A 16,221-nucleotide genomic window follows, 5' to 3' on the forward strand; every position below is an offset into this window, starting at 1 on the left:
GTTTGTATGAGATCGATCAAGAGAAGAAGTGAATAATCTTGATGATTATTCGCTGTAAAAGCCGGTATCTGCGGATGCCGGGTATTTTTATGGAATGAATATCTGCGCGGGATCTCGATAACATGAATAATATCTCAGTAACCCCAAAAGGTGGGACGATTGCTTCTGAGCTGAGTGGTAATCAAGTTAATTTGACCGCTCCGAGTGTGGTTCAGTTGCATCTTAATCAATCTGATATTAAGTCTTTCACACGCAATGGTAATGATTTAGTTGTTACAACAAAGTCTGGTGAAGTGGTTGTTATTCATAATTTTTACAGCCCGAATGGCGATAGCGATCTGGTTCTGTTAGACGATCGCGGCGCGATGTGGTGGGTTGAAGATCCCGGTACAGAAGGTTTCCATTACGTCTCTATCGATAGCACTGAAGGCCTGTTAGCCGAAAACACCACTAACGACGGCACCATCGCCGCCTTTGGTATCGGTGGCGCAGCCCTGGCCGGTTTAGGTGCACTGATTGCAGGTGGCGGCGGCGGTGGCGGGGGGGGGAATTCCACGCCGGGCGACAATGAGGGTGGCAACAATGGCGGTAATAACGGCGGAAATAATGGGGGTAATAACGGCGGTAACAATGGCGGGGGCGATACCACAGCGCCAGGCGCCATTAGTGACCTGGTGATCGGTGACAACGTTGGCCCGTATCAGGGCACGATTGGCGCTGGTGCCATTACCGATGACAATACCCCAACCCTGAGTGGCACCGCCGAAGCGGGTGCGATTGTTAGCGTTTACGATGGCACCACGCTGCTCGGTACCGTTACCGTAGGGGCCGATGGCCGCTGGAGCTTTACCACACCTGCGCTGGCAGACGGCCAGCACAGCCTAACGGCAACGGTGACGGACGCTGCCGGTAATACCAGTGCCGCTACAAATCCGGTGGATTTCACCGTTGATACCGTACCACCCGCGATTACTGGTGTGAGCGTGGAGAACAATAGCGGCTCTACCGTGCTGCCCGTGACCAACGGCGGCGCAACCAACGACACCACGCCAGTGCTCAGGGGCACGGCCGAAGCGGGCAGTATTATTACCATTCGTGATGGTGATACCGTGCTTGGCAGCGTTACCGTAGCAAGCAATGGCACATGGAGCTTTACCAGTCCAGCCCTCGATCAAGGCAGCCACACGCTGAGCATCACCGCCACCGATGCGGCAGGTAATTCCAGCCCCGCTACCACCATCACCTTTACCGTTGATACCGACGCGCCCGCCGCTGCGACGGGCCTCTCTCTTGGCGATGGTTCGGGCACGATAAATAACGGCGGCACAACGGATGACAGCACGCCAACGCTCAGCGGGATAGGTGAAACGGGTGCCACAATCAGCGTGTATGACGGGCAAACGCTGCTCGGCACGGCGGTAGTCGACGCGAATGGCGCCTGGAGCTTCACGACGCCAACATTAAGTAACGGCGCTCATAGCTTTACCGTCACCCAAACCGATGCGGCCGGTAACGTTGGCCCGGCTTCTACGGCCTATGGCGTGACCATTCAGGCGGATGCCCCTCCGGCCACCACCTCACTGGAAATCACCGATGACTCCGGCAATACGCTGGTCCAGCTCGGCAATGGTGCCAGCACGCACGACAGCACGCCAACGCTCAGCGGTCTGGCCACGGCGGGGGCACTGATTACCCTGTACAACGGCAGCACGGTGCTGGGAAGCGTCGTTGCGGGTAGCGATGGACAGTGGACATTCACACCCGCCGCGCTCGCGGATGGCTCTTATGCGTTCCACGCCTCAGTGGAAGACACCTCTGGCAATGTCACCCAAACGCCAATCATCACCATCACCATTGATACCATCGCCCCGGCCGCGGCCGGTGATTTACAACTGAGTGACAACGCAGGCAGCACGGCAGAGCCTATCGCTTCTGGCGGTGCGACCAATACGACTACGCCGGTGCTGAGCGGGACGGCTGAACCCGGCAGCACTGTCACCGTGCGCGATGGCGACACCGTGCTGGGCAGTGCTACCGTGGGCAGCAATGGCACGTGGAGTTTCACTTCACCCGTGCTCTCTGAAGGTGACCACAGTCTCACTACCACCGTCACCGATCCTGCGGGTAACGTGGGGCCGGCATCCGATCCGATCAACTTCAGCGTGGATACCCAGCCACCAGCGGCAGCCAGCAATGTGGTGGTAAGCGATGATGTCGGTGCTTCCACCGGCCCGCTGACCGCTGGCGCGACCACCGATGACAGCACGCCAACCTTAACCGGTAATGGCGAGGCGAACGCGATCGTTAAAATTTATGATGGCAGCACGCTGTTGGGCAGCGTTGCGGTGGGCAGCGACGGTAGCTGGAGCTTTACCACACCCGCGCTGAATAATGGCCCGCATACATTAAGCGTGACGATGACCGATGCGGCAGGCAACGTCAGCCAGGCGACGACCGGATTTGGTTTCACCGTGGATGCTGGCGTGCCGCCCACCAACAGTACGCTTGAGATCACCGACGACAGCGGTAATACCTTGAAAGTCCTGTCCGAGGGCGCCAGTACGCACGATACCACGCCAATCCTCAGCGGATTGGCCTCGGCAGGGGCGGTTGTCACACTGTACAACGGCACGGAAGTGCTGGGCAGCACCACGGCTGGAGCCGATGGGCAGTGGAGCTTCACGCCAGCCGCGCTGATCGACGGCACGTATGCCTTCCACGCAACGGCGACCGATACCGCCGGTAACGTAACCGATTCTGCTACTCTCACCATCATCATCGATACCGTGGCACCGTCCGCGACAGGCGATCTGCAACTGACCGCTAACAGCGGCAGCGTGGTGACACCGATTGAGTCAGGCAGCACCACCAACGACAACACGCCAATATTGCGTGGTACCGCGGAGCCGGGCAGCATCGTCACTGTCCTCGACGGCACGACGGTGCTGGGAAGCGCGACGGTAGGCAGCAACGGCAGCTGGAGCTTTACCTCGCCAACGCTGAGTGAGGGCAATCATAGCCTGACCACCACGGTCACCGATGCCGCCGGTAACACGGGCCCAGCTTCAACGCCGATTACACTCACTGTTGATACCACCCCGCCGGCGCAGGTGGGCGACCTGGTGATTGCGGATAACGTCGGCGCAATCCAGGGGCCCTTAATCTCCGGTGATATCACCGATGACCGTACCCCGACCCTCAGCGGCACCGGTGAGCCGAATGCCACTATCAGCATTTACGATGGCACGACGCTGCTGGGCATTACCAGCGTGGGCGCAGATGGCAGCTGGAGTTTTACCACGCCAACGCTGAGTAATGGCAGCCACACGTTCACCGTCACGGCCACCGATACCGCAGGCAACGTTGGTCCGGCCACGCCACCGGTAATCGTGACCGTGAACGCGGATATTCCACCCGCGAGCGCGTCACTGGAAGTTACTGATGAGAATGGCAACACCGTTGCACAGCTTACTGACGGTGCCAGCACCAATAACGACAGCCCGGTTCTCAGCGGTTTGGCGGGCGCGGGCAACATTATCACCTTGTATGACGGTAATACGCTGCTTGGTAGCACCACGGCCGACAGTAATGGTCAGTGGATTTTCTACACCCAAAACCTGTCCAATGGCGCGCACGCGCTGCACGGCACGATTACAGATGCGAACGGCAACGTCACCGATACGGCGACCATCAACATTACCGTTGATACCCTCGCACCGGATGCGGCGAGCGGTGTTGAACTGACCAATGACACCGGCAGCATCACGCAGCCGATTATCTCCGGCAGCGCCACCAATGACGCCACGCCAGTGCTAAGCGGTACGGCGGAAGCAGGCAGCAAAGTGACCATCCTTGATGGCACCACCGTGCTCGGTACGGTTACCGTAGGCGGCGATGGTAACTGGAGCTTCACGACTCCAGCGTTGGGCGACGGTAATCACAGCATCACCACCACCGTGACCGATGCGGCCGGTAACGTCAGCCCCGCGAGCGCGCCGATTGCCTTCAGTGTGGATACCAGCGCGCCAGCCGCAGTAAGCGGCCTTGTCGTGACCGATAATGTCGGCAGCAGCACGGGTCCGCTGACCTCGGGCGCAACCACCGATGACAGTACGCCAACCCTTACGGGTACCGCCGAAGCGGGATCGGTGGTGCGGGTTTATGACGGCACTACGCTACTGGGCTCGACGACTGTCGGCGGCAACGGAAGCTGGAGCTTTACGCCAGAGGCGGCGCTGACCAACGGCCAGCACAGCCTGACCACCACCGTGACCGACGCGGCAGGCAATGTCAGCCCGACTTCACCGGCCTTTAGCCTTAATGTTGACGCCGGTGTTCCGGCCACCAACAGCTTGCTGATCGTGACGGATGACAGCGGCAGCACGTTGGTTGAACTGCCAAACAACGCCAGCACCCACGACACGACGCCGATTTTGAGCGGGCAGGCGGGCGCGGGTGATGTAATCACGCTATACAACGGTACGACAGTTATTGGCAGTGTGGTAGCAGGAACCGATGGTCAGTGGAACTTTACTCCAGCGGCTCTGGATGACGGCACGTACGCCTTCCACGCCACCGCCACCAATGCCACCACCGGCGTGGTAACGGATACGCCAACCATTACCATCACCATTGATACCGTGGTGCCGACGGCACCCGCTGACGTGGGGCTGACCGACGGCTCAGGCGATCCGATCCCACAAGGCGGCAGCACCAATAACAACACGCCGACCCTGACGGGAACCGGCGAAGCGGGCAGTACGGTGACCATCTCAGATGGTACCACCGTGCTTGGCACCACTACGGTGGATAGCGACGGCAACTGGAGTTACACCACGCCTGCGCTGAGCGATGGTAATCATAGCCTGACATCTACCGTTACCGATCCGGCTGGCAACACCAGCCCGGCCTCTTCACCTGTGACGGTGACGGTTGATACTCAACCGCCAGCCGCAGCAGGCAATGTCCACTTCAGTAACGAGGACGGCACGCCGATTGCGGCGGGCGGTTCCACCAATGACACAACGCCAACCTTAAGCGGCAGCGCGGAGCCGGGCAGCATCGTAACGGTCTCTGATGGCACCACCGTGTTGGGTACCGCCACCACCGGCAGCGATGGCAACTGGAGCTTTACGCCAGACAATGCGTTAAGCGAAGGACAGCACAATCTCACCACCACGGTTACCGATACGGCGGGTAACGTTGGCCCGGCTTCTTCCGTGGTGATTGTGATTGTTGATACCACACCACCGGCTGCGGCTACCGATCTGCAGCTCGCGAACGATAGCAGTGGTACGCCGGTACCCGTGGCCGAGAACGGTGCCACCAACGATGTGACCCCCGTGTTGAGCGGTCGCGCGGAGCCGGGCAGTACCGTCACCGTTTCTGATGGCACGACCGTGCTCGGCACCGCCACCGTCGGCAATGATGGCAGCTGGAGCTTTACCTCTCCGACACTTGGCGATGGCCCGCATAGCCTGACCACCACCGTGACCGATTCTGCCGGTAACGTTGGCGCGCCAAGTGCGCCATTGACCTTTACCATCGATACCACCGCACCTGCCGCACCCGGTGGTGTGCAGCTCAGTAACGATACCAGCGGCACGCCAGTACCGATTAGCTCCGGCGCGGCGACCAATGATCCTACGCCGGTGCTGAGCGGAACCGCCGCAGCAGGCAGTACGATTACGGTCTCTGATGGCGGCACCGTGCTGGGCAGCGTTACCGTGGGCAGCGGCGGGGAATGGAGCTTTACCACCCCAGCGCTGAACGAGGGCAACCATAGCCTGACCGCGACGGTGACCAGCCCGGCAGGCAACACCAGCGCCCCATCGGCACCGATTTTGGTTACCGTGGATATCACGCCGCCAGCAGCGGCGACCGATTTGCAATTGAGCAACAACGAAGGTGGCACATCCGTGCCGATTGCGGCAGGTGGCACCACTAACGACACCACTCCAGCGTTGAGCGGTACGGCGGAAGCGGGCAGCACCGTGACGGTGCTGGATGGATCCACCGTGCTGGGTACCGCCACCGTCGGCAGTGACGGAAGCTGGAGCTTTACTCCGACGACGCCGCTCACCGCTGGCGAACATACGCTTACCACGACGGTGACCGATGCGGCAGGCAACGTGGGCGCAGCGTCCTCGCCTATCACCGTAAACATTGACACCACTCAGCCGCCTGCGGCAGAAAACGTGGTGCTCAATAATGACGATGGCAGCACGCCGGTGCCGATTGCCTCCGGCGGTGCGACCAACGACACCACACCGGCGATCAGCGGTACGGCAACCGAAGGCAGCATTGTCACCATACGTGATGGCAACACGGTGCTGGGCAGCGTCACCGTCGGCAGCGATGGAAGCTGGAGCTTCACCACACCAACGCTGAGCGAGGGCGCACACAGCCTGACCACCACGGTGACCAGCTCGTCCGGTAACGTTAGCGAACCATCAACGCCGATTGCCTTTACCGTCGACACGCAGGCACCGGCAACGTCAAGTGAACTGCAACTCAGCAACGATGGCGGTACGGCGATTGCAGCAGGCGGGGTCACCAACGACAGCACGCCAGTGCTAACGGGCAGCGCAGAAGCCGGCAGTATCGTCACGGTACGTGATGGCAACGCCGTATTGGGCACGGCTAACGTTGATAGCGAGGGCAACTGGACCTTCACGCCCGCGACGCCGCTGGGCGAGGGCAGCCACAGTCTCACCACCACGGTAACCGATGCGGCAGGTAACAGCAGCGGGGCTTCCACGCCAATTGTCTTCACCGTGGATACCACGCCACCCGTCGCGGCCACCGATCTGCAACTCAGCAATGACAACAGCGGCACGGCGGTGCCAATTGATACCGGCGGCCGTACCAACGACACCACGCCAGTGCTGAGTGGTAATGCCGAAGCGGGCAGCATCGTCACGGTGCTTGATGGCACCACGGTGCTGGGCAGTACAACCGTAGGGACCGATGGTCAATGGAGCTTTACGCCTGCAACGCCGCTGGACACAGGTTTGCACAGTTTCACCACCACGGTAACCGATGCGGCCGGTAACGTCGGTCCGGCATCGGCGGCCATCGCGGTGACCATCGATACCACGCCACCGCCTGCTGCGGCTGACGTTGTGCTCAATAACGATCAGGGCACGACGCCAACACCCATCGCCTCCGGTGGTGCAACCAATGACACCACTCCGGTGTTGAGTGGTTCTGCGGAAACCAACAGCATCGTCACCGTGCGCGATGGCAACACGGTATTGGGCTCAGTCATTGTTGGTAGCGATGGCACATGGAGCTTCACCACTCCGGCCCTGAGCCAGGGCCAGCACAGCCTGACGGCGACGGTAACCGATGACGCAGGCAACATCAGCACGCCTTCCCCAGCCATCACCTTTACCGTGGATACCGAAGCGCCGTCTGCGGCCATTGGTCTGCAGCTGAGCAATGATTCAGGTGAAACGGCGATACCGATTGCCGCAGGCGGCGCGACCAATGACACCACGCCACTGTTGAGCGGCAGCGCCGAAGCGGGCAGTACGGTCATTATTTCTGATGGTAGCAACGTACTGGGCTCCGTAGTGGTTGGCGACGACGGCAACTGGAGCTTCACCTCGCCAGCCCTCGGTGAGGGTCCACATAGCCTGACCACCACCGTGACCGATGCGGCGGGTAACGTTAGCGCACCATCCGCCGCACTGGAATTTAACATCGATCTTACGCCACCGGCGGCACCGAACGATATTACGCTGAGTAATAACAATGGCAGCTCGCCCGTCGCCATTGATGGGGGCAGCAGCACCAACGACGCCACACCGCTTATCACGGGAACGGCTGAAGCCGGTAGCACGGTAACCGTGCTGGATGGCGGCACCGTGCTAGGCACCGCGATTGTAGGCAGCGATGGTAACTGGAGCTTCACTTCGCCGCTGCTGGGCGAAGGCGGCCACAGCCTGACGGCGACGGTGACCGATCCTGCAGGCAACGTGGGCCCGGCCTCTGCACCGGTTACGTTTAGCGTTGATACCGTTGCACCGGCTGTGGCGACTGACCTCGTGCTGAACAATGATAATGGCAGCACGCCGGTACCGATTGCCAACGACGGCACGACCAACGACAGCACGCCAGTGTTGAGCGGTGTGGCAGAAGCGAACAGCATTGTCATCGTCTCTGACGGCACCACCGTGTTAGGAAGCGCCATCGCCAATGCACAGGGCGACTGGAGCTTCTCACCGACGCTGACCGATGGCACACATAATCTGAGTGTCACCGTGCGCGATGCCGCAGGTAACACCAGCGCACCGAGCGCCACCGTGACGGTGACGGTGGATACCGTTGCGCCGCCGGCCGCAACTGAGCTGACGCTGACCAATGATGTAGGCGGTGCGGCCATCGCCATTCCAAACGGCGGTCTGACTAACGACAACACGCCAGTGCTAAGCGGTGCGGGGCAAGAAGGCAGCATCATTACCGTCTCCGATCAGAATGGCGTGCTGGGATCGGTCGCCGTCGGCGCTGGCGGTACATGGAGCTTCACCCCGCCTGTGGCGCTGGCTGATGGCTCTCACACGCTGAGCGTGACGGCAAGCGATGCCGCTGGCAACGTCAGCGCACCGACCACCATTAACGTGGTAGTGGACGCCACGCCGCCGGCCGTCGCCGCAGAGATTATCGTCAGCAATGATGATGGTGCCTCACCGGTTGCTATTGCTAATGGCAGTATCACCAATGACAACACGCCATTCCTTACCGGCACGGCAGAAGCGGGCAGCACGGTAATTATTCGTGATGGTGACGCGATTCTTGGCAGCGCTTCGGTGGGCAGTAACGGCCAGTGGAGCTTCGCCTCACCGGTGCTGGGTGACGGTCCACATAGCCTGACCACCACGGTGGTTGATGCCGCTGGTAACGTGAGCCCGGCCTCAACGGCAATCGACTTCAACGTCGATACCTCGGTGCCTGCCGCCGCAACGCTGGAAGTCAGAAACGATGATGGTTCGACGCCAGTGCTGGTACCGAATGGCACCAGCACCAATGACAACACGCCGCTGCTGAGTGGCAACGCCGAAGCGGGTAGCGTGGTGACCATTTACGATGGCAATGTGGTGATAGGTTCAACCACCGCGATTGCCGATGGCACATGGAGCTTCAACTCCCCGACCCTGACCGATGGTTCGCATACGTTGACCGCAACGGTTACCGATGAGGTGGGTAACGTCAGTGCTCCGTCGGCCAGCTTTACCGTGCTGGTGGATGCCACGGCTCCGCAGCCGGCGGAAGGTCTGCTGCTGCAGAACAATAACGGCGGCACGCCAGTCACCATTGCTGACGGCGGCATTACCAACGACAGCACGCCGGCGATCAGCGGTACGGCGGAAGCCAATGCCATCGTCAGAGTCTACGACGGCACCACGCTGGTGGGGTCGGCGGTGGCAGACAGCGACGGCGCATGGAGCATCACCACCACGGCGCTGGCCGATGCGACTCATACGCTGAACGTCACCGTGACGGATGCTGCCGGTAACGTCAGTTCCAATGCTGCGGTATCGCTAACGGTGGATACCTCAATACCAGCAGCGGTACTGAGCTTTGCTGTCTATAACGACGCCAGCACCACGCCGGTACAGGTAGCGGATAATGGGAATACCAACGACAACACGCCAGTCATTAGCGGGACCGGTGTGGCGGGTACAACCATCAATATCTACGACGGCAATAACCTGCTCGGCACCACCACGGTGGGCGATAACGGAGTCTGGCGCTTCGTAACCGCAGAGCTGGGCGAGGGGCAGCATAGTTTCACCGTCTCGGTGACCAACGCAGCGGGTACCACCGGTGCGGAAGCGATACCGATTACGATTAATATCGATACCGTGCCACCGGTGGCGGTCACCGATGTGGTGATCACCGATAATGTCGGCACCAGCACCGGTGAACTTACGCAAGGCCAGACTACCGATGACAACACGCCAACGCTAAGCGGCTCAGCCGAGAGCGGAAGTGTGGTCTCCATCTACGATGGCACCACGCTGTTAGGCAGTGTGACGGCCGTTAACGGCGCGTGGAGCTTCACCACCGCCGCGCTGAGCAATGGCAGCCATAGCTTCACCGTAACGGTGAAAGATGAAGCTGGCAACGTGGGCCCGGCCTCGCCGGACTTCACCATCATCATCGAAGCCGGTTTACCGCCGGCCACCACCACGCTGGAGATTACGGATAACAGCGGCAGCACGCTGGTCGAGCTGACAAATGGCGCTTACACCAAAGACAGCACGCCAGCACTGAGTGGACTGACTGAAACAGGCAATATTGTCAGGATTTTCGATGGTGAAACCGAGCTGGGTAGCGTCACCGCCGATGCCAATGGGCAGTGGAGCTACACGCCTGCAGCATTGACGGAAGGGGCTCATGCTATCTCCGTGCTGGTGACGGATGCCACCGGCAACAACGGTGTCCAGTCAGATCCGATTACCATCAACGTTGACATCACGGCGCCCGTGGCGGTGACCGACCTTGAGGCCGCCAATAACAACGGCAGCACGCCGGTGCCGATTGCCAACAACGGCATCACCAACGACAGCACACCGCAGCTCACCGGTACGACGGAAGCGAACGGCATTGTCACCGTTTACGATGGCAACACCGTTATCGGATCGACCACGGCGAATGGCAGCGGGGAGTGGAGCTTTACTTCTCCAACCCTTAATCAGGGTAACCATGCGCTGAGCGTAACGGTGACCGATGCCGCAGGTAACGTCGGACCTCGCTCTGAGGTGGTGAATCTCACCGTGGATACCGTGGCACCTAACGCCTCAACGCTGCTGGTCACCAATGATGTGACCAGCACGACGGTGCCGAACGGAGGTGCTACCAACGACAACACGCCAACCCTGAGCGGTACGGCGGAAGTCGGCAGTGTGATCACCGTGTATGACGGTACGACGGTGCTGGGTTCTGTGGCTGCCGGAACGGGCGGCGCGTGGAGCTTCACCACCGCCGAACTGGGTGAGGGTAGCCATTCATTCAGCGTGCGTGTCACCGATGCTGCGGGTAATACCAGCGTGGCATCAAGCACTGCTACAGTGGTGGTCGATACGGTGGCACCAGCGGGCATCGACGACCTTATCGCGGTGAACAACAACGGCAGCTCGCCGGTGCAGATTGCCGCAGGCGGCACCACCAACGACAGCACGCCAAACTTGAGCGGTACGGCGGAAGCGGGCAGCATCGTTAAAATTTTCGATGGCAGCACGCAGATTGGTTCGGTGACGGCGGGCAGCAATGGCGCGTGGAGCTTCACGTCGCCAACGCTCTCAGATGGTCTGCACACGCTGAACGTCACGGCGACCGATGCGGCAGGCAACGTTAGCCCGAACGCATCGGTCAGCCTCACCGTGATCACTGCGGCACCGACGCCCGTCAGCGATCTGGTGGTTTCTGACAACGTGGGCGCAACGCAAGGAGCGCTTGTCAACGGCGCCGCAACCGATGACAACACGCCAACGCTGAGTGGCACCGCGACAGCAGGCAACGTGGTGATTATCTCCGACGGCAACACGGTGCTTGGCTCGGTAGTGGCGGGCAGCAACGGCGCATGGAGCTTTACCCCGGCAGCCCTGAGCGAAGGTGCGCATCCGTTGAGCGTCACGGTGCGTGATGCGGCGGGTAACACCAGCAGCGCCACCACCTTCACCGTTAACGTGGATACGGTGGCACCCGCTAACGCCACGCTGCAGATCACCAATGACGCGACGGGCAATACGGTGCCGAACGGCGGATCCACCAACGACAGCACGCCAACGCTAAGCGGTACGGCGGAAGCGGGCAGTAAAGTGTCCATTTATGATGGCGCTACGCTGCTGGGCACGGCGACCGCCAGCGATACGGGCACCTGGAGCTTCACTACGGCTGTACTGGGCCAGGGCGCGCACCCATTGAGCGTCACGGTGACGGATGCCGCGGGTAACGTCAGTGGCAGCACCTCGGCGACCGTCACCATCGATACCGTGGCACCGCCTGCGGTGACGGCGCTGGGCGCCGCCAACAACAACGGCAGCACGCCAATCGCAATTGCTGCGGGCGGTAGCACCAATGACAACACGCCAGCGCTGAGCGGCTCGGCGGAAGCGGGCAGTATCGTGAGAGTTTACGATGGCGGCACGCTGATCGGTTCGGTCACCGTAGGCAGCAACGGCAACTGGAGTTTCACCACGCCAACCCTGGCAGACGGCCCACACACGCTTAACGTTACGGCGACCGATGCGGCGGGCAACGTCAGTCCCAATGCTTCCTTCGCCTTGACGGTAGATACCGTGGTACCTGCGCCAGTGACGAACCTGGTGATCACCGATGATGTCGGTACCAGTCAGGGCCCGCTGGCCAACGGCGCGGTCACCGATGATGCCACGCCAACCCTGAGCGGCACGGCAGAAGCGAACGCGATTGTCACTATCTACGACGGCAGCACGGTGCTGGGTTCCGTTACTGCGGGCACCAACGGCGCCTGGACCTTCACCACGGCGACGCTCAGCAACGGGACCCACCCGCTGAGCGTGACGGTGAAAGATGCCGCGGGTAACACCAGTGCGGCCACCACGCCGGTTTCCATCACCGTGGATACCGTGGCGCCGACCGCCTCAACGCTGGTGATCACCAATGACGTCACCAATACCACGGTGCCGAGCGGCGGTGCCACCAACGACACCACGCCAACCCTGAGCGGCGTGGCGGAAGCGGGCAGCATTGTTAAAATTTTCGATGGCGGCACCCAGATTGGTTCGGTGACGGCGGGCAGCAACGGCGCGTGGACCTTCACCACCGCAGCACTGACGCAGGGCACGCATCCGCTGAGCGTGACGGTAACGGATGCCGCCGGCAACGTCAGCGGCACTACCTCGGCGTCGGTGATTATCGATACCACGCCGCCGGCAGCGGTTACCAACCTGGTGGCCTCGAACAACAACGGCAGCACGGCGGTGACCATCCCGAATAATGGTGCCACCAACGACAGCACGCCGCTGTTGACGGGTTCTGGTGAAATCGGTGCGAAGATCAGCGTCTACGACGGCAGCACGCTGCTGGGCACCACCACGGTGGGCAGCAACGGTACCTGGAGCTTCATTGCTACCACGCTGAGCAACGGAACGCACACGCTGAACGTCACGGCAGCCGATGCGGCGGGCAACGTGAGCCCGAATGCGTCAACGACGTTGACCATCGATACCGTCGCCCCTGCGCCGGTGACGAACCTGGTGATCACCGATGATGTCGGTACCAGTCAGGGCCCGTTGGCTAATGGTGCAATCACCGATGACGCCACGCCAACCCTGAGCGGCACGGCGGAAGCGAACGCGATTGTCACCATCTACGACGGCAGCACGGTGCTGGGATCGGTTACTGCGGGCACCAACGGCGCATGGACCTTCACCACGGCGACGCTCAGCAACGGGGCCCATTCGCTGAGCGTAACGGTGAGCGATGCAGCAGGTAACACCAGTGCAGCTACCACGCCGGTTTCCATCACCGTGGATACCGTGGCACCAATAGCTTCAACGCTGGTGATCACCAACGACGTCACCAACACCACGGTGCCGAGCGGCGGTGCCACCAATGACACCACGCCAACCCTGAGCGGCGTGGCGGAAGCCGGCAGCATCGTTAAAATTTTCGACGGCAGCACCCAGATTGGTTCGGTGACGGCGGGCAGCAACGGCGCGTGGACCTTCACCACCGCAGCACTGACGCAGGGCACGCATCCGCTGAGCGTGACGGTAACGGATGCCGCCGGCAACGTCAGCGGCACTACCTCGGCGTCGGTGATTATCGATACCACGCCGCCGGCAGCGGTCACCAACCTGGTGGCCTCGAACAACAACGGCAGCACGGCGGTGACCATTCCCAACAACGGCATCACCAACGACAGCACACCGCTGTTGACCGGTAGCGGTGAAGTTGGCGCGAAGATCAGCGTCTACGACGGCAGCACGCTGCTGGGCACCACCACGGTGGGCAGCAACGGCAGCTGGAGCTTCATTGCTACCACGCTGAGCAACGGTGCGCACACGCTGAACGTCACGGCAACCGATGCGGCGGGCAACGTGAGCCCGAACGTGTCGACCACGCTGACCGTCGATACCGTCGCGCCGGCGGCCAGTACGCTCACCATTGTTGACGATGCGGGCAGTACGCCTGTGACGCTGACCAATGGCGCGTACACCCGCGACACCACTCCGGTGCTGAGCGGCACCGCGGAAGTCGGCGCAGTGGTGACCATTTTCGATGGCAGCACCGCGCTCGGTTCCGTCACGGTAGGCGCAGGGGGAAGCTGGACCTTCACCACCGCCGCGCTGGCAAACGGTGCGCATCCGTTGACCACCACCGTGACGGACTCGGCGGGCAACGTCAGCACCGGTAATACAGCGGTAACGGTGAACGTTGATACCGTGCCACCTGCTGCAGTGAGCGGTCTGGCGATTGACGCGACAGGTACCACCGTAACCGGTAGCGGCGAAGTCGGCGCGACGGTCACCGTGCGTGATGCCAGCGGGGCATCGCTGGGTACTGCGACGGTAGGCGCGGGCGGTGCATGGTCGGTTAACCTGACCACAGCCCAGACCACCGGTGCTTCCCTGTCGGTTATCCAGACGGACCGTGCGGGTAACGTCTCAACGAGCACACCGCTCACCGGGGCGATTCGTATTGTGGCCACCAATGACACCAACGAGGTGGACTACAGCACCACGCAGGCGACGGTCAACAACGGTACCACCAGCGTTTCGCATGTGGCACTTGCCAACGTGGGATTGGGCAGCGTCCTCAATGCTACCGTGCTCTCCAACGGTAATGCCTATGTGTTTAGCGTCGGCAATGACGATACGCGCAGCGTGACCCTCAACGGTTCGGTGGGCGGGATCAGTCTGATCTCAACCTACTCCATGTACCTCTATGAGCAGCAGACCAATGGCACCTGGCTGTTGATCAATACCCGATCTAATTACCTGTCAACCGGCTTGATTTCTCTGGGTACGCAAACCGGCGCCAACGTGACATATAGCAATCTGGGCACCGGCACCTATGCCGTGGTGATTGGATCCAACGTGAGCGTCAACCTGCTGCCGACCACCACCATCAGCACGGTATCCGATTTCACCACGCTGGCGGTAACGGTGGCGGCAACGGTGACAGGTAACCTGCTGACCAACGACACCAGCTCCGTCGCCGGTACGATTCCGACGGGGACGGCGATTACCACGGTGTCCGGCAGCGTGGTGGGATCGAGCGGGAACACGGTGATCAACACCACGTACGGTACGCTGACCATCGACTCGCACGGTAACTACACCTATGTACTGAAGGCCGGTCTGGATATCGACACGCTGCCTACCGCGGACACCTTTAGCTACTCGGTAAGGGATGCCAGCGGTGCGGTGACCTCGGCAACCTTGACGGTAAACCTGCATAACGGTGCGTCAACCAGCTCGCTGGTGACCACCAACAGCCTGTTTACCGAAGCGGCAAATGACCACGATGCCAGCGGCAGCATCTACGGTTCGTCAACCGCCAGCCATAGCGGAACCTTGAGCATCACTAATGAACACGGCGATATCACCACCGTGCACAGCGTGGGCACAACGACGGTTGCGGGGGACTACGGGGTGCTGACGATTGCGGCCAACGGCAGCTATACCTACTCGCTTAATGCGGGCGTGGATGGACAATCTATCACGCACAAAGAGGTGTTCAGTTATACCCTGGCGGCCAGCGATGGCACCATCACCACGCAGTCGTTCACCATCGAGCTACACCCAACCATCACAGGCACCGCCGGGGCTGACACGCTTTCTGGTGGCGCTTACGACGACACCATCACCAGTGGTGCCGGCGCCGATACGTTGGTGTATCACTTACTGGCGAGCGCCGATGCGACCGGCGGTAACGGTCACGATACCTGGACCGACTTCAATGTTGCGCAGGGCGACAAAATTGACGTCAGCAACTTGCTAATCGGCTGGAATGATTCCACAAGTAATATTAATGATTTCGTGAAAGTGGACCATACTTCAGACGGTAATACGGTGCTCTCAATTGACCGTGATGGTAGCGGTACGGGTTACAGCGCAACGCAGCTGATTACGCTGGAAGGCGTGAACGTTTCGCTGGAGGAGTTGCTGCAACAACCGCACCAAACCCACACGGTCTAGTAACTCGGTGAAGCAGGGATGCAGT

General features: G+C 60.9%; 1 protein-coding gene. It reads left to right on the forward strand.

The window, feature by feature from the left end:
- Window positions 1-122 precede the first annotated feature (122 nt).
- On the forward strand, window positions 123-16,196 hold the full coding sequence (locus AAGR08_RS02570) for an Ig-like domain-containing protein (protein ID WP_345828367.1): 16,074 nt from the start codon (window positions 123-125) through the stop codon (window positions 16,194-16,196).
- Window positions 16,197-16,221 lie beyond the last annotated feature (25 nt).

It is taken from the genome of Pantoea sp. BRR-3P, from assembly GCF_039621635.1.
GTDB classification, from domain to species: domain Bacteria; phylum Pseudomonadota; class Gammaproteobacteria; order Enterobacterales; family Enterobacteriaceae; genus Pantoea; species Pantoea floridensis.